This is a genomic window from Actinomyces vulturis (genome assembly GCF_001687305.1).
Lineage (GTDB): Bacteria > Actinomycetota > Actinomycetes > Actinomycetales > Actinomycetaceae > Actinomyces > Actinomyces vulturis.
The window spans coordinates 221,051-237,343 of the sequence record NZ_KV700385.1 but is presented as its reverse complement, the minus strand read 5'-3'; the positions used below and the strand labels follow the sequence as shown (position 1 = coordinate 237,343).

Genomic DNA, 16,293 nt, shown 5'->3' with positions numbered 1-16,293 from the left:
TCTTAAGTGTCGTACGCCGTAATTCTTCTACATAGTTGTAACTAAAAAGACTTCGCTGAGCACTTATTTATCGTGTGCGGTAATGGTTGAAGCTGTGGCTTTTCTTTTGGGGGAAACCGCATGATGGTGGGAAAAAACTCCTATCCTCACTCCCGCTGTTTTCTGGCTAATAATCAATGCGTGACGCTAGTGGTCAGCACTCGTTAATGTTCTTCCGTGGCCAAGACAACAACTTCCAAGAAGAGGACCGCCGGACGCACCACCGTCGCTATGAAGCGTGCGATGGCAGTATCTGGCCTGTTCTTTATTTTCTTCGTTCTTTTTCACTGCTACGGCAACCTCAAGTACTTCCTCGGTGAAGATGCGTACAACGGATACGCCCACCACCTGAGGACAATGTTTGAGCCCATCCTTCCTTACGAAGGTCTGCTGTGGATCCTGCGTGTTCTCTTGCTCGTCGCCCTTGTGGTGCATGCTGGAGCCGCGTTCCATCTGTGGGCACGTAATAACAAGGCGCGTGGCTCGGACAAGTACGCCGTGAAGAAAGCAAGTGCTGAGTACTATGCCTCCCGCTACGCCAACCGCACTATGCGTTGGGGCGGCGTCATCCTGCTTCTCTTCATCGTTGCTCATATCCTGCAGTTCACCACCCTGTCCTTGCAGTTCGGTGGTCACTACTACAGCGGTGACGCCTATGAGAACATGTACATCGCTTTTTCCCATTGGTGGGTCTGGCTTATGTACCTCGTTGCCGTCTGCAGCCTGGGCCTTCACGTGTGGCACGGTGTGTGGTCCGCACTCCAGTCTCTGGGTGCAACCCGTAAGAACACCATCCCCGGCATCCGCCTGGTGGCCTTCCTCATCGCAGCTGCACTCGTTGTTGGCTTCATGAGCGTGCCCACGGCCATCTTGTTCAACATCGGCATCGCAGCCCCCGTTGATGGCCCCTGGCCCATCCCGGTCCACTGAGTGAGGGATACATACCATGACTGAAATTATCGACGGCCTCTACACTGTCGGCGAAAAGATCGCTGACACCAAGGCCCCGCATGATGTGCCCATCGAGCGCCGATGGGAACAGCGCAAGTTCAACGCTAAGCTTGTTAACCCCGCCAACCGCCGTAAGCTCGACGTGATCGTCGTTGGCTCTGGCCTGGCCGGTGGTGCGGCCGCCGCCTCACTGGGTGAACAGGGCTACAACGTCAAGGTGTTCTTCTACCAAGACTCCGCTCGCCGTGCACACTCCATCGCTGCACAGGGTGGTATCAACGCTGCAAAGAACTACCGCAACGACAATGACTCCGTCTACCGCCTCTTCTACGACACCGTCAAGGGTGGCGACTACCGCTCCCGTGAAGATAACGTCTACCGTCTGGCAGAGGTTAGCGCCAACATCATCGACCAGTGCGTAGCTCAGGGTGTTCCCTTCGCTCGCGAATACGGCGGTCTTCTCGACAACCGCTCCTTCGGTGGTGTGCAGGTCTCCCGTACCTTCTACGCCCGTGGCCAGACAGGTCAGCAGCTTCTCATCGGTGCCTACCAGGCACTTGAACGTCAGGTCGCTGCCGGTACCGTCAAGGAATACCGCCGCCACGAGATGGTTGAACTGATCGTCGTTGACGGTCACGCCTCCGGTATCGTTACCCGCGACATGGTCACCGGTGAAATCGAAACCTTTACCGCTGACGCCGTGGTTCTGGCCACCGGTGGTTATGGCAACGTTTTCTTCTTGTCCACCAACGCTATGGGCTGCAATGGCACCGCAATCTGGCGTGCACATCGCAAGGGTGCCTACTTCGGTAACCCCTGCTACACCCAGATTCATCCCACCTGCATCCCGCAGTCCGGTGACTTCCAGTCCAAACTCACCCTTATGAGTGAGTCCCTGCGTAACGACGGACGTATCTGGGTTCCCAAGAAGGCTGAAGATTGCTCCAAGGATCCCCGTGATATTCCTGAAGAAGATCGCGACTACTACCTCGAACGCATCTACCCTGCCTTTGGTAACCTTGTCCCCCGTGACATTGCTTCCCGTCAGGCCAAGAACATGTGCGATGAAGGTCGCGGTGTTGGACCTGCCATTAAGGAAACCGATCCTCAGGGTAACGAGCGCATGATGCGCCGTGGCGTATACCTTGACTTCTCCGAAGCAATTGGCCGTTTGGGCAAGGAAGCTGTTTCCGCTCGCTACGGCAACCTCTTCGAGATGTATCAGCGCATCACCGGTGATGATCCTTATGAAGTCCCGATGCGTATTTACCCCGCCGTTCACTACACCATGGGTGGCCTATGGGTGGATTACGATCTCCAGTCCTCTATTCCAGGACTGTTCGTTGCAGGTGAAGCCAACTTCTCTGATCACGGTGCTAACCGCTTGGGTGCATCCGCACTAATGCAGGGCCTGGCTGACGGCTACTTCGTTCTTCCGGACACGATGAATGATTACCTCGCCGATCGTCTGCGCGAAGGCAAGGTTGACCCCAACGCCCCTGAAATTGCCCAGGCAAAGAAGGACGTTGAGGACCGTATCGAGCGCCTCATGAGCCTCAAGGGTGACCGCTCCGTTGATGACTTCCATATGGCCCTTGGCCGCATCATGTGGGAGTACTGCGGTATGGAACGCCGCGAGGAAGGCCTGAAGGAAGCGGTGAAGCAGATTCGCGCCCTGAAGGAAGAATTTTGGAAGCACGGCAAGGTCACTGGTGAAGCCATGGAACTGAACCAGTCCCTTGAAAAGGCCGGACGTCTCCTTGACTTCTTCGAATTGGCCGAACTTATGTGTATCGATGCACTGCACCGCCGCGAATCCTGTGGTGGTCACTTCCGCGCTGAGTCCCAGACCCCCGAGGGTGAGGCTCTGCGTCACGATGATGAGTTCCTGTACGTGGCTGCATGGGAATGGGCCGGTGAAAACCAGCCGCCCATCCTCCACAAGGAAGACCTCGTTTACAACGACATCGAACTGAAGCAGCGGAGTTACAAGTGAACATCAAGTTGAAGATCTGGCGTCAGAAGAACAAGGACGCCCAGGGTCATTTCGAAGAGTACGCAATGAGTGGCATCGAGGAGCATATGAGTTTCCTCGAGGTCCTGGACTTGCTCAATGAGCAGTTGTTCCAGGAAGGCAAAGAACCCGTTGCCTTCGACTCTGACTGCCGCGAAGGTATCTGTGGTCAGTGCGGCCTGGTGATTAACGGTATGGCTCACGGCCCCATCCGTTCTACCACCTGCCAGCTCCACATGCGCCATATCGCAGAGGATCCCTCTTTCAAGGACGGCGACACCATTACCATCGAGCCTTGGCGTTCTACTGGTTTCCCCGTCCTCAAGGATCTTATCGTTGACCGTAGCGCACTGGACCGCATCATTCAGGCCGGCGGCTACATCTCCGTCAATACTGGCGCAGCCCCCGAAGCGCACGCAGCACCCGTCCCCAAGGACAATGCTGACGCCGCCTTCGAAGCAGCAGCTTGCATTGGCTGTGGCGCCTGTGTGGCAGCATGTCCTAACGCTTCGGCCATGCTCTTTACCGCCGCCAAGATCACTCACCTGGGCCTGCTTCCGCAGGGTCAGCCTGAGCGTCTTAACCGCGTGGTGAACATGCTTAACCAGCATGATGAAGAAGGCTTCGGCGGATGCACCAACATCGGTGAATGTGCAGCTGTCTGCCCCAAGAGCGTTCCGTTGACCACTATCAGCCAGCTTAACCGCGACCTCGGTCGCGCCCGCTGGAAGGGTACTGTCGCTCACTCCTGATAGGTCAGTGATAGCGGCAAAACGCTGATTTGTGAACGTAGTGGCGGGCATGGACTTAAAGTCCATGCCCGCCACTACGTTCCTCAGTAGGCAAGTAGGCAAGTAGGCAAGTAGGCAAGTAGGCAAGTAGGCAAGTAGGCAAGTAGGCAAGTAGGCAAGTAGGCAAGTAGGCAAGTAGGCAAGTAGGCTGGTGATTAATCGGTACGAGTTCTATACCGCTGTGTTAAGAGACAGCAGAGAGGTTTATTCCTAACTCTGCTTGCTCACGCATCTTTAAAGCGGACGCAAGAATAGACCGTGCGATCGCTACCCAGATCACTGCACCACCCAGCAAGATCAGAACACACATGGCAAGCGTCCCCCATCCGCCCCAACTGCCAAAGAACTGTGGCAGCGGAACCCATGGAGCAACGAGAACCATGATGAGGAGGAGAACGGCTGCACTAGGAACGAGCATCAGTCCTAACTGACCGCTGAATCCCCGATTAGACGGAATTACACCGATCAGAAGAAAAACAGCGATAATCACGGTGAGAAAAATGGGGGTGAAGAGAATGCCCCAGCCAGAACTCATAGCATCTGGCCCATGCACGCCCCAGTGTGTCACCACGTCGCGTCCGTTTGATGCTGCAGGAATATACGACGCACACACTATGGCGGAGATGATGCCAACCACGGAAGCCCACAATCGCGAGAAGTGGCGCAAATGCGGGGTGATATCACTGCCCACATCGCCACGATCGCGCAGTCTCAAGCGCACGATTAGTTCGGCCAGATTCAGGGGGCGGGTGCCAGCACGCATATCCTCGTCGCCGGCAAGCGAATGTGAATCGGGATTCCACCAGGCAGTAGTGCCCTTAGAACTACTCATATCTTATGTTTACTCTTTTTTTATCGGTGTGCAGAAGTTTGTGACGAACGACGGAATCGAAGAAGAGGCGCGAAAGGTCTAGGCTTGGGCACGTGAGTGAACCGTTAATTCTTGGTATTGAATCCACCTGCGACGAAACAGGCGTGGCATTTGTCCGCGGACGCGAACTCCTCGGTGACGTTACCGCTACCTCTATGGATGAATATGCTCGTTTTGGCGGCATTATTCCCGAGATTGCCTCCCGCGCACACCTTGAATCATTTATCCCTACTCTTGACGCTGCCTGCGCAAAAGCGAATGTGGATCTCAGTGAAGTGGACGCGATTGCCGTGTGTGCAGGCCCCGGCCTGATTGGTTCACTTACAGTTGGTATTAGTGCGGCCAAGGCTCTGGCTGTTTCCCTCAACAAGCCTATTTACGGCGTGAACCACGTGATCGGTCACCTCGCAGTGGATGAACTCGTTGATGGCCCGCTGCCCGAACGTTTTGTGGGACTCATCGTCTCTGGCGGTCACTCCAACCTGCTGGCCATTTCCAATATCGCCACCGATGTCAAGGAACTTGGCGGCACTCTGGATGACGCCGCGGGCGAAGCTTTCGACAAGGTCGGTCGCCTTCTCGGTCTGCCCTATCCCGGCGGCCCGCACGTGGACAAGTTCAGCCAGCAAGGCAACGTGGACGCCATCCGCTTCCCCCGTGGCTTAGCCGCGGGTAAGGACAAAGTCCGCCACCGCTATGACTTCTCCTTCTCAGGACTCAAGACCGCCGTAGCCCGCTACGTGGAAACCCTCCAGACTCAAGGAGAAGAGGTTCCTGCAGCAGATGTGTGCGCATCATTTTCCGAAGCAGTCAACGATTCCCTCACTGCGAAGGCGGTCCAGGCTTGCCTTGACCATGACTGCGACACTCTCGTCGTAGGAGGCGGTTTTAGCGCTAACTCTCGCCTGCGCTCCCTCGCTGCAGAACGCTGCGAAGCCGCTGGCATCACCCTGCGCATCCCGCCTCTGCGTTACTGCACAGATAATGGCGCACAGATTGCCGCCTTGGGGAGCGCTGCCGTCCGTGCCGGCGTGGCACCTTCACCCCTGGACTTTGGCCCCCAGTCAGGTATGCCGCTGTCTATCACCGTCGCTCACTGACTCTTGTGGGTATTATCGACGCCGCGCAGCAATGACCACACTCTTGCCGCGTGGTGCAGTGGCTGGGTCCATATCCGGATTTTTACTTAGGCGCGTGTAAATTAGCGTCAGTGACTCTGAACCTTTTAACGGCAAAGACTTACGCACCTTCGTGGGGTCAATATCCACGCCACGCTTCTTAATCTCTACTTGGCCCACGTCATGACTGCGCACCCATGCAGCAATCTTTTTCTGTGTGGTGGGGAGCACCTCAAGGATCTCAAAGGTTTGAACGAAGGGTTCCCACTGCTCGGGCACGTCTTTATCTCCGGTGAGATAGGCAATCTGCGCATCAACGGGAGCGGCACCTAAATGAGCGCCAAGGTAAGAGACAAGACCAGCACGCACTACGGCGTCGTCAGGTTCGAAGAGGAAACGTCCCACATCGTTGGCGGGGCGGGCCATCACCGGGGGAGTGGACGGGTCGGTGACGGATTCATCGCGTAGGATGCTGCCTCGCCCCTCGCGGTCGATCAGGAGCGCGCTGCGTCCAGGACCTTCATTGGCTAGAGCACCGCACCAGATATCTGCCTCGAGAAGATCACCTGCCACGCTCACCCATTGGACATGAGAACCCTCGGGTAGGGCAGAGTAATCAATGCCAGGGGCAACCTTGATACCAAGGTTGGGTACCTGTTTGCGGAGAGCCAGGACTTGAGAGAGGGCGGGCTGCCACGACTCGGGATCTGTGATACGCCGCCCTTTGCTGCGTCTGGCTGGGTCACTGAACAGGCCGTCGACGCCACGAGCCACGTAATCAACGTTCAAGGCGTCATCGCAGATGACTTCAGCATGTGGAAAGGGCATGAGGTTAATCGTGGCCAGGGCGGCGGTTGCCTCATCGCGTTCAATCGCTAGCACTGGAATGTCCATCCCCGCCAAAGCCATGGACTCACCACCAATACCGCAGCCCGCATCGGCGACCTTGGTACAACCCGACTGTGCGAAACGTTGAGCATGGCGGGCGGCTACGCTTAGACGGGTAGCTTGCTCCACGGCGTCAGGAGTAAAGAGCATGGATTGAGCGAAGGGACCGAATTTCTCCTCTGCCTTGGCTCGCAGACGTAACTGCGTGAGCGCTGCCGAGATCAGGTCGGGGCAGTGGCCGTTGGCACGCAGTCGGGTCGCTAGGGTCAGTGGATCCTCGCTGCCATAGGGAGGAAGAGACTGAAGAAAATGCCATCCCTGTGATGTTAAGAGCGGGGCGAATGAGGTTATGTCCATGATGGGACCATCATGGCACGTATCGGTGTTTTAAGAGGGACGCGTTGATGAATGGGACGGGATCGTGGCATTACAGTGACGTCAAGATAAGGTGGCGTTGGCATGTGTAAGGCACAGGATTTTCACAGAGGGGAGAGAGTCATGCGGATGATGATGCGCTTTGCGGGTGTGTGCATAGCACTCGGTGCGTGCGCCGTCATCGGTAGCAACGCATGGGTCTATTCCATGAGTCATCACAGGGTAGTTCCTGTGTTTTCACGCGAAGACACTCACCAAGCTTCGGTCGCTATTATCCTCGGCGCCCAACTGCGTCATGATGGCACTCTTACTGACTGGCTTCGTTACCGCATGGATACCGGAATTGACCTCTATCGTGCTGGGCGTGTGGACGCGCTGGTCTTGACTGGTAACGATGAGGCGCCGTGGGGTGCTGAGGTTCAAGCTATGCATGCTTATGCCCTCTCTCAAGGAGTCGATGAGTCTGTGCTTATCGATGACAACCAAGCCATTGATACTCATACGTCATGCGTGCGGGCCCACGATGTGCTGGGAATTGATGAAGCCTTGGTAGTCACGCAGGACTACCACGCCCCACGTGCAGTGGCCTTATGCCGAAGCGCAGGGATTGATGCCTATGGCGTGACTGATACGCGTCCTCATACCACTCCTTCGCGTTGGGTAAATGCCTGGCTACGTGAGCGAGTAGCAGCAGTGAAAGCAGTGGCTGACTGTGTTGTGGATTGGGCACAGAATTGAGAGTTAGGGCTACTTGCAGGAAATAGTTCAGCTTTTCTTGAACTGAGGAGGCGATTGTTGTGACATGCAAAACTTCCTGTGCCCGCTTTGCGTGAAGAAGTTTGATTGCTTTCATCAGGGGGAATATCTGGTTCGTTTTTGAGATTAAGCATGTCGAGATATATCCCGTGGCATCAATGGGCAGAAAAATCACCCTGGGCGAAGAATCTTCAACTCATTGGCACTCGCATTGACTGAGTGCTAATTGGTGGCGTAGGTTTTTCCTAGCGCTTGAACGACGCTTAGCGTCAGTCAAGTTCACTCCTTCAGATGAGTGATGAGGTGACCCCCGCGACGGCACTGCTATCACCATTGAAGCGAGACACAAGTTTCTAATCGTCATCATCAGAAGGGGAGGTCCCCATGTCGGTCTCCATTAAGCCTCTCGAAGATCGAGTTGTTGTTCAGACTGTTGAAGCTGAGCAGACCACTGCATCCGGCCTTGTGATCCCGGATACGGCCAAGGAGAAGCCCCAGGAGGGCAAGGTTGTTGCAGTTGGCGAAGGCCGCTTTGACGACAAGGGCAACCGCGTTCCGATGGACGTTGCTGTGGGCGACGTTGTTATCTACTCCAAGTACGGCGGCACTGAAGTGAAGTACGCCGGCGAGGAGTTCCTCATCCTCTCTGCTCGCGACATTCTCGCCGTTGTGGAGAAGTGATTTTTCGTCACGTTGGTTTAGCGAAAATACGCTGAACAACCCTTATGGGGCGCACCAATTTTATTGGTGCGCCCCATTTGTATTATCAGCATTTCATCAGGGAATATCCATCTTATTGCGACACTACTTGTCTTTAGTGTCATAAAGATGGGTAAATGCCTCTATCTGTTGAAAGAAATGCTTACCGGGCCTACCGTGGAGTTAATAAAAGATAAAAACATGGCTATCTATGGCCATTCCGCGCAAGACACGAAGAAGGAGGAGGGGACTGGTGGCTGAGATGTCACGTTTGCCGGGTCCGATCGCGGACCTGTGGGACTGGCAATACCAAGGAGCATGTCATGGCATGGATTCGTCTCTCTTCTTCCATCCTGAAGGGGAACGTGGAGGGACGCGTCGTCGCCGTGATGATGCTGCAAAAGCTATCTGCGCCTCTTGCCCCGTATTGCGTCAGTGTCGCGCTCATGCACTCACTGTGCATGAACCGTACGGTGTGTGGGGTGGACTCAGTGAAGATGAACGCCGTGCCATCATTGACCAAGGTGAGGTATCGCGTTTCATCGCGCCTACGACGCCATCATCTTCATCGATACAGGACAATCCGTCCTTTGATATCTGATCGCTGGCGGACGCTTGGTATGCAAGACCGTGACGACAAGCGCGTAGAGCCGGATCCGCGTTAGCGCTCCTTTCCGAGCGGTACGTTATGCCCTGCTTCATGCTTACCATTTCGGTGTCGAAGGTGCGTGCCATGCCCCTATGGGCCTAACATGGCAGGGTGAGCGAGATGATCAGCGATAGCGACCTGTTTGCCCCTACCGGACTAACCTATGATGACGTGTTACTGCTTCCGCGGCTAACAGACGTCATTCCCTCTGAGGTTGACACCACTACCCGTTTGACTCGGAACATCACCCTCCATGTGCCGCTGATTTCAGCAGCCATGGACACTGTGACCGAATCTGACATGGCCATCGCCATGGCTCGCCAAGGCGGTATCGGCATTCTTCACCGCAACCTCTCCATTGAGGACCAGGCCCAGCAGGTTCGCCGTGTGAAGCGTAGCGAATCTGGCATGGTTTCCGACCCAGTTACCGTGCGCCCCGATGCGACCATCGCTGAACTGGATCAACTTTGCGGACATTACAAGGTTTCTGGCCTCCCTGTGGTGGATGACGATGGTGCCCTCATTGGCATCATTACCAACCGTGACTTGCGTTTCGTTCCCACAGATCAGTGGTCTACCCTGACTGTCCGTGATTGCATGACGCCGCGTGACCGTCTCATTACCGGTCAGGTAGGTATTTCGCGTGAGGATGCCAAGGCCCTTTTGGCTGAGCATCGTATTGAGAAACTTCCCATCATTGATGAAACCGGCAAACTTACCGGTCTCATTACGGTTAAGGACTTTGTCAAGACCGAGCAGTACCCCAACGCCACCAAGGATGCTCGAGGCCGTCTCATGGTTGGTGCGGCCCTCGGCTACTGGGGTGACACCTGGGAGCGTGCAACCGCCATGGCAGAAGCTGGCGTGGACGTGCTCGTGGTAGACACCGCTAATGGCGGCGCTAAGTTGGCCTGCGAAATGATTACCCGTATTAAGACTGACGAGCGTTTTGCTGGCATTGACGTCATTGGCGGTAATGTCGCCACTCGTGAAGGTGCACAGGCCCTTATCGACGCTGGGGCTGACGCCGTTAAGGTAGGCGTGGGTCCGGGTTCTATTTGTACCACCCGTGTGGTTGCGGGTATCGGCGTTCCTCAAGTTACTGCAGTCTACGAGTCTGCTAAGGCTTGCGGACCTGCAGGTGTACCCCTCATCGCCGACGGCGGCCTGCAGTACTCCGGTGATATCGCCAAAGCCATTGTGGCTGGCGCTGACACTGTCATGCTCGGCTCCCTTTTGGCTGGCTGCACTGAGTCTCCCGGCGACTTGGTCTTCGTTAACGGTAAACAGTGGAAGCGTTACCGCGGTATGGGATCCCTGGGGGCTATGAGTTCTCGTGGTCGCAAGTCCTACTCAAAGGATCGTTATTTCCAGGCTGATGTCTCCGGTGATGACAAGATTGTTCCCGAGGGTATTGAAGGACAGGTTCCTTTTTCAGGAAGTCTTAGCGCCGTGGTCTACCAACTCACTGGTGGTCTTCACCAGTCCATGTTCTATGTCGGTGCTCGCACCATTGATGAACTCAAGGAACGTGGCCAGTTCGTGCGTATTACCGCTGCTGGTCTGAAAGAAAGTCACCCGCACGATGTGCAGATGACTGTTGAAGCCCCGAACTACACCGGTCGCGGTTGATGCACTCTCTGACTGTTCAATGACGTGGTGGCCTCCCTTTTAAAGGGAGGCCACCACGTCATTGAACAACAAGGGGCGCTACTTTTAGAGAACTAGAGGCCATTTTAGGCTGGTTGGTTGGCTGTCGGGCTTGGAGCGTGCCAGCCAATCATTGAAGCCTGTGGCCCACTCTCGGTGAGCATTTTCCTGCCAGGCGTTGAGGTCCTTCAGAGGGATTGCGGAAAAATCCTGGTGAGTACGGCAAATGGCTTCAAGAACATCTAATGTCGCAGTGACATCCACTTCGGCGGTATGGAGATTTTCACCGGTGGTGACGTGATAGGCAGCGCACATATCAGCCAATCGGCGTTTGCCTTTTCTCCATCGATCAACCTTGCGGTCAATGACGAGTGGATCGATGATAGGGCCCAGTTCGCCTCCGCAGCGCTGAACAATCGTGGGCATGCCGTGACGCGCCAGTTCGCATTCCATGAGGGTTAAATCATAGGTGGCATTGAAGGCGACAATCGGTACATGAGCCTTCATCGCAGAAGCTAACTCACTGGCTACTTCTTCGAGTACCTCTTCCACGGGGCGGCCATCACGCTGGGCAACCTCAGTGGTGATGCCATGAACGCGTGAGGCCTGTTCAGGAATTGGAACACCTGGGTCAGCCAGCCATGTCTTCTCATAATCATGGGGGCGAACAGCGTCAGCAGTTCCTGGATTCTCAACTGGTGGGCGCCATACCAAGGCAGCCGTCACCAGGCGTTCTTGGGTAGGAGTTACTCCGGTGGTCTCGGTATCGAATCCTAAGAGTCCGCCGTCAATCCAACCCATGTGTACTCCTCATGTCAGGTGGTGAGAGCCAGCGTGTGGTGAGCCCTCTGGTGCTTTCGTGTCTAAGTCTGTCATGTCTCGCAGACGTTTACTGTTCGTCTTTGTGACGAACAAAGAAAGTGCCAGGAACAGCCAAGGAATGCGTCCGGTATGTGTGATGGTCTCCTCTGGTGGAGGTATTGTCGCTTCACCCCGTAATCAGTAAAGGCAAGACAATGCGACATACCTCGTCACCCGGGTGCTGCCCGGCCCTGCGCCGTAGACTTACTCTATGAGTGGCGAAATTGAAATCGGACGCGGAAAACGTGCCCGCAAGGCCTACACCTTCGATGACATTGCGGTTGTCCCTGCTCGACGTACGCGTGACCCTAGGGACGTGCGCGTGGGCTGGCAAATTGACGCCTATCATGTGGACCTTCCGGTTATGGCTGCCCCTATGGACTCTGTGATGAGCCCAGAAATGGCTATTACCGTGGGGCAGTTGGGTGGGATTGGCGTGCTTAATCTTGACGGCCTGTGGACTCGTTATGACGACCCCACCGAGGCCTACCACCGTATTGCCGAAGCCAGCGAAGAGAATGCCACCCGTGTTCTCCAAGAGGTTTACGCTCCTCCGATTCGCGATGAACTGATCGTCGCTCGTCTCAAGCAAATTCGTGATGCAGGTGTTGTGGTGGCGGGTAAGTTGAGTCCCGCCCAAACACAGCGCCATTGGAAAACCGTTATTGACGCCGGGGTTGACCTTTTCGTTATCCGTGGCTCCGTAGTCAGTGCTGAGCATGTCTCTGGGAATGCTGAGCCGCTTAACCTCAAGCGTTTTATTTATGAATTGGATGTGCCCGTTGTAGTGGGAGGCGTGACCACTTACACAGCTGCCCTCCATCTTATGCGGACAGGGGCAACAGGAGTCTTAGTGGGCATGGGAGGTTCGGCTACGTCGTCGACTCGTCAGGTTTTGGGGCTTCACATGCCTATGGCGACTGCTGTGGCGGATGTGGCTGCTGCGCGACGCGACTACCTCGACGAGTCTGGGGGCCGTTATGTTCACGTTATTGCGGATGGTTCTGTGGGTTGTTCTGGTGACGTAGTGAAAGCTATTGCGTGTGGTGCTGACGCCGTGATGCTGGGGGCTGCTCTCGCTCGTGCCGAAGACGCTCCTGGTCTGGGCTACCACTGGGGCAGTGAAGCTCGCCATGCGTCTTTGCCTCGTGGTGAGAGGAACTACGTGGGCACTGTAGGCAGTATGGAAGAGATTCTTGTAGGCCCTTCTGACCGTGCTGATGGCACACTCAATATTATGGGGGCGTTACGCCGTACTTTAGCTACCACTGGTTATTCTGATGTGAAGGAACTGCAGAAGGTTGATGTGGTTCTTGCTCCTTACGATCCGACGTGATTGTGGGCGAAATGGCCATGAGCGAGGCTGACATTGATCGGGGAGTCCGGTAGGGTTGTTACCGATCATGAAACGGTTTGTTTGGCCCCACCGAACAGACCACCACGTCAACGATGACGGTGCATCCGCACACGTCCCCCGTTGTTCAAGACAAAGGAGCATTCCATGGCTCAGGTAACTGCTACCGTCGCATCCAAGGTCGGCCTGCATGCACGTCCCGCTGCTACCTTCGTGAAGGCAGTCGCAGAAAAGGGCGTTCCGGTCACCATTGCCAAGGAAGGCGGAGCCCCCGTTGACGCTTCCTCCATCCTCGGTGTGATGACTCTCGGTGCCGGCTTTGGCGACGTTGTGACCCTCGCCAGCGATGCTGATGGCGCACAAAGCGCTCTGGAAGAACTTAAGGCTCTCCTCGAAACCGATCTGGATGCCTGAGACCGCTGAATAGATTCGCCGGTTTATTGCTGGCGAACTAATTCGCGAAACCTTATATACCTCGGGGGTGCCGGGTGGGATTATTCCCACCCGGCACCCCCTTGTGTGCAATGGATTGTTCCATAAGGCACAATTGGGCCTGTGAATACCGTGTTGTTCGTTAAGGCTCTTGGTGCGTTCTTCGCTATCATGAACCCGTTTATTAACTTGCCCATGTTTCTGTCGTTGACTGACGGCCAGAGTGTGGAAATGCGACGCCATACCGGTATGCGTGTGGCGATGTTCTCCACGATTATGTGCTTCGTGGTGCTGGCAACCGGTACATCATTGCTGAACTTTTTCGGTATCCGTCTCTCAGACTTTCGCGTCGCTGGTGGTTTGGTGCTTCTGACCGTGGCTTTTGGAATGCTTTCCGGTAAAGGTGCCTCGTCTCATGAAGGGTCAAGTTCTGAGCAGCACGAGCAGGCATATGTTGAGGATATTGCCTTTTATCCTATGAGTTTCCCTATGATTGTGGGTCCCGGTACCATCACCACGATTATCGTGCTCGATGCTCAGACGCGAACTGTGATGGACCACGTGATGATTGTGGTAGCCCTGGTGATTCAGTTGGCTCTGCTTGCCATCGTCTTGTACTTCTCTTCCCAAATCGGCAAGCACATGTCACTGACGCTGCGTACCATCATGACCCGCCTCATGGGTATGGTGCTGGCCGCTATCTCGATTCAGTTGATGGCTAATGGCTTGCTCAAACTGTTCCCGGGCTTAGGGCACTAACTCATCACGGGGTGTAGACCTCAGGCGCGTAACCCTCGGGTGTGTAGACCTCGAGCGCACAGACCTCGGGTGTGTGCGGTGTAGGTGTTTGAACCACAAAATGACGTGGGTGGGGCCGACAGATTTTACTGTCGGCCCCACCCGTTGCTATTGAGCGACTACCTGTTCTTCAGTGCGGACGCTTATAGGCCAGGACGTTTACCAATGGTGACGGAGACTTCCTGGGAGTGAGCGAAGAAGTCATTACCCTTGTCATCAACCACGATGAAGGCGGGGAAGTCTTCCACTTCAATCTTCCAGATGGCTTCCATTCCCAACTCGGGGTACTCAAGTAGTTCCACATGCTTGATGCAGTCCTGAGCGAGGCGAGCAGCAGGGCCGCCGATGGAGCCCAGGTAGAAACCTCCGTATTTCTTGCAGGCGTCCGTCACTGCCTGAGAACGGTTGCCCTTCGCTAGCATGACCATGGAACCGCCATGGGACTGGAAGAGGTCCACATAAGCATCCATACGGCCAGCAGTGGTGGGGCCGAAGGAACCAGACGGCATACCCTCAGGGGTCTTGGCGGGGCCGGCGTAGTAGACCGGGTGATCCTTGAAGTACTGGGGCAGATCCTCACCACTCTCCAGACGCTCGCGGAGCTTAGCGTGGGCGATATCGCGGGCCACGATCAAGGTTCCAGTAAGGGACAGGCGGGTCTTGACGGGGTACTTGGACAGTTCGGCGCGAATCTCATCCATGGGGCGGGTCAAGTCAATCTTGACGGCAGCGCCTTTGCCGGTGCCCGATACGCCATCGGTAGCCGCATCGAGTTCAGCGTTGAGATTTTCGGGGATAAAGCGTCCGGGATTAAATTCGAGCTGCTCAATGAACACGCCTTCAGGGGTGATCTTAGCTTTGCACTGGCGGTCTGCTGAGCAACTGACAGCAATAGCAACGGGCAGTGAAGCACCATGCCGGGGCAGACGTACTACGCGCACGTCGTGGCAGAAGTACTTGCCACCGAACTGTGCGCCAATACCGATTTTGCGGGTGAGATCCAGAACCTGCTCTTCGAGTTCCAGATCACGGAAGCCATGGCCGGTGATGTCACCGTGGGTAGGCAGTTCGTCCAGGTAGTGGGCGGATGCGTACTTGGCAGTTTTAAGAGCAAACTCAGCGCTAGTGCCGCCGATGACGATGGCCAGGTGGTAGGGAGGGCATGCTGCGGTGCCCAGGGAGCGGATCTTGCCTTCTAAGAAGGGCATCATTGAATCGGGATTCAAGATGGCTTTGGTTTCTTGGTACAGGTAGGACTTGTTGGCACTACCGCCGCCCTTGGCCATGAAGAGGAACTTGTAGGAATTCTCGTGGCCTTCAGCAGTATCGGCATAGAGTTCGATCTGTGCGGGGAGGTTACAGCCGGTGTTCTTCTCCTCGTACATGGTGATTGGAGCGTTCTGGCTGTAACGCAGGTTGAGTTCGGTGTAAGCGTCGTACACGCCCTTGCTCAGTGCGCGCTCGTCAGTGCCTTCGGTGAGCACGCGCTGGCCGCGCTTGCCCATAATGATGGCGGTGCCGGTGTCCTGGCACATGGGTAGCACACCCATGGAGGCAATTTCAGCGTTCTTCAGCAGGTCTAGGGCCACGAACTTGTCGTTATCACTAGCCTCGGGATCGTCGAGGATGTTACGAAGTTTTTGCAGGTGATCCGCACGCAGGAAGTGGGAAATATCGTGCATGGCGGTGGCGCTGAGTAACTCAAGTGCTTCGGGGGAAACCTGGAGGAAGGTCTTACCATCAGGGCCTTCCACGGTGCTGACACCCTCCGTGGTCAGGAGACGGTATTCAGTGGGATCCTCTCCGATGGGCAGGAGATCTTCGTAGAAAAAGTCAGCCATGAGGTGTCCTTACGGTGTCGACAGTGTGGCGAGCGCTGGGCATACGAATGCACAGCACCAGCAAAGATGAGACCAGCCTACGGCGAGGAGGCGAAGGAGTTGAGGGGGCGGCGTCGAAGGAGAATGAGCAAAGGTGAGAATGGCGCGATGACGGGAGAAAATAGGGGAGGCAGGTGCAGGTGAGAGAGGGGCGCAGGCGTGTGGAT

At 55.6% G+C, this 16,293-nt stretch carries 15 protein-coding genes; 11 read left to right on the top strand and 4 right to left on the bottom strand.

All coding sequences use genetic code 11. The features are described 5' to 3' along the window. The first annotated feature begins 270 nt into the window (after window positions 1–270). From A9753_RS00890 to A9753_RS00880, 3 genes are read left to right on the top strand one after another with little or no spacing between them, the layout of a single operon-like run. On the top strand, window positions 271–969 hold the full coding sequence (locus A9753_RS00890) for a succinate dehydrogenase cytochrome b subunit (RefSeq protein ID WP_083090243.1): 699 nt from the start codon (window positions 271–273) through the stop codon (window positions 967–969). Window positions 970–985: 16 nt separating this feature from the next. Then, the gene (locus tag A9753_RS00885) at window positions 986–2,986 is read left to right on the top strand and encodes a fumarate reductase/succinate dehydrogenase flavoprotein subunit (protein ID WP_067778864.1); all 2,001 of its coding nucleotides are present in this window, start codon (window positions 986–988) and stop codon (window positions 2,984–2,986) included. Continuing rightward, window positions 2,983–3,756 (top strand): succinate dehydrogenase/fumarate reductase iron-sulfur subunit, encoded by a 774-nt coding sequence (locus A9753_RS00880; RefSeq protein ID WP_067778861.1) that lies wholly within the window; start codon window positions 2,983–2,985, stop codon window positions 3,754–3,756. The genes A9753_RS00885 and A9753_RS00880 overlap by 4 nt, the downstream gene beginning before the upstream one ends. Window positions 3,757–3,979: 223 nt before the next feature. Here the strand turns inward: A9753_RS00880 and A9753_RS00875 are convergent, their stop codons facing one another. Next, complete coding sequence (locus A9753_RS00875) at window positions 3,980–4,627, bottom strand: hypothetical protein (protein ID WP_067778858.1); 648 nt, start codon at window positions 4,625–4,627, stop codon at window positions 3,980–3,982. Window positions 4,628–4,719: 92 nt separating this feature from the next. Here A9753_RS00875 and tsaD point away from each other — a divergent pair, with 92 nt between their 5' ends. Beyond that, window positions 4,720–5,766 (top strand): tRNA (adenosine(37)-N6)-threonylcarbamoyltransferase complex transferase subunit TsaD, encoded by a 1,047-nt coding sequence (gene tsaD, locus A9753_RS00870; protein ID WP_067778854.1) that lies wholly within the window; start codon window positions 4,720–4,722, stop codon window positions 5,764–5,766. Window positions 5,767–5,778: 12 nt separating this feature from the next. On the opposite strand, the gene A9753_RS00865 is transcribed toward tsaD, so the two are convergent. Next, window positions 5,779–7,029, bottom strand: a complete 1,251-nt coding sequence (locus A9753_RS00865) for a class I SAM-dependent methyltransferase (RefSeq protein ID WP_067778850.1) — start codon at window positions 7,027–7,029, stop codon at window positions 5,779–5,781. A 147-nt stretch (window positions 7,030–7,176) separates the two neighbouring features. On the opposite strand from A9753_RS00865, the gene A9753_RS00860 reads away from it, so the two are divergent. The 4 genes from A9753_RS00860 to guaB all read left to right on the top strand — a co-directional run bounded on the left by A9753_RS00860 (window position 7,177) and on the right by guaB (window position 10,783). Next, window positions 7,177–7,785 carry a SanA/YdcF family protein gene (locus A9753_RS00860; protein ID WP_067778847.1) on the top strand — a complete coding sequence of 203 codons (609 nt, stop codon included), beginning with the start codon at window positions 7,177–7,179 and terminating at the stop codon, window positions 7,783–7,785. Window positions 7,786–8,187: 402 nt separating this feature from the next. Further along, on the top strand, window positions 8,188–8,484 hold the full coding sequence (groES, locus tag A9753_RS00855; protein ID WP_067778843.1) for a co-chaperone GroES: 297 nt from the start codon (window positions 8,188–8,190) through the stop codon (window positions 8,482–8,484). 271 nt (window positions 8,485–8,755) lie between these two features. Then, window positions 8,756–9,103 (top strand): WhiB family transcriptional regulator, encoded by a 348-nt coding sequence (locus tag A9753_RS00845; protein ID WP_067778838.1) that lies wholly within the window; start codon window positions 8,756–8,758, stop codon window positions 9,101–9,103. Between the two features lie 168 nt (window positions 9,104–9,271). Continuing rightward, the gene (guaB, locus tag A9753_RS00840) at window positions 9,272–10,783 is read left to right on the top strand and encodes an IMP dehydrogenase (RefSeq protein WP_176702698.1); all 1,512 of its coding nucleotides are present in this window, start codon (window positions 9,272–9,274) and stop codon (window positions 10,781–10,783) included. An 84-nt stretch (window positions 10,784–10,867) separates the two neighbouring features. Here guaB and A9753_RS00835 read toward each other — a convergent pair whose 3' ends face one another. Beyond that, entirely contained in the window at window positions 10,868–11,602 is a 735-nt protein-coding gene (locus A9753_RS00835) for an exonuclease domain-containing protein (protein WP_067778832.1), read from the bottom strand. 271 nt (window positions 11,603–11,873) lie between these two features. Here A9753_RS00835 and A9753_RS00830 point away from each other — a divergent pair, with 271 nt between their 5' ends. From A9753_RS00830 to A9753_RS00820, 3 genes are all read left to right on the top strand, one after another. Beyond that, a complete protein-coding gene (locus A9753_RS00830) occupies window positions 11,874–12,998 on the top strand; it encodes a GuaB3 family IMP dehydrogenase-related protein (RefSeq protein WP_067778828.1) in 1,125 nt (374 codons plus the stop codon). A gap of 165 nt (window positions 12,999–13,163) precedes the next feature. Beyond that, on the top strand, window positions 13,164–13,430 hold the full coding sequence (locus A9753_RS00825; RefSeq protein ID WP_067778823.1) for an HPr family phosphocarrier protein: 267 nt from the start codon (window positions 13,164–13,166) through the stop codon (window positions 13,428–13,430). Window positions 13,431–13,571: 141 nt separating this feature from the next. Further along, the gene (locus tag A9753_RS00820) at window positions 13,572–14,207 is read left to right on the top strand and encodes a MarC family protein (RefSeq protein ID WP_067778820.1); all 636 of its coding nucleotides are present in this window, start codon (window positions 13,572–13,574) and stop codon (window positions 14,205–14,207) included. Between the two features lie 182 nt (window positions 14,208–14,389). Here the strand turns inward: A9753_RS00820 and A9753_RS00815 are convergent, their stop codons facing one another. Continuing rightward, a complete protein-coding gene (locus A9753_RS00815) occupies window positions 14,390–16,087 on the bottom strand; it encodes a fumarate hydratase (RefSeq protein WP_067778817.1) in 1,698 nt (565 codons plus the stop codon). Window positions 16,088–16,293: the final 206 nt, after the last annotated feature.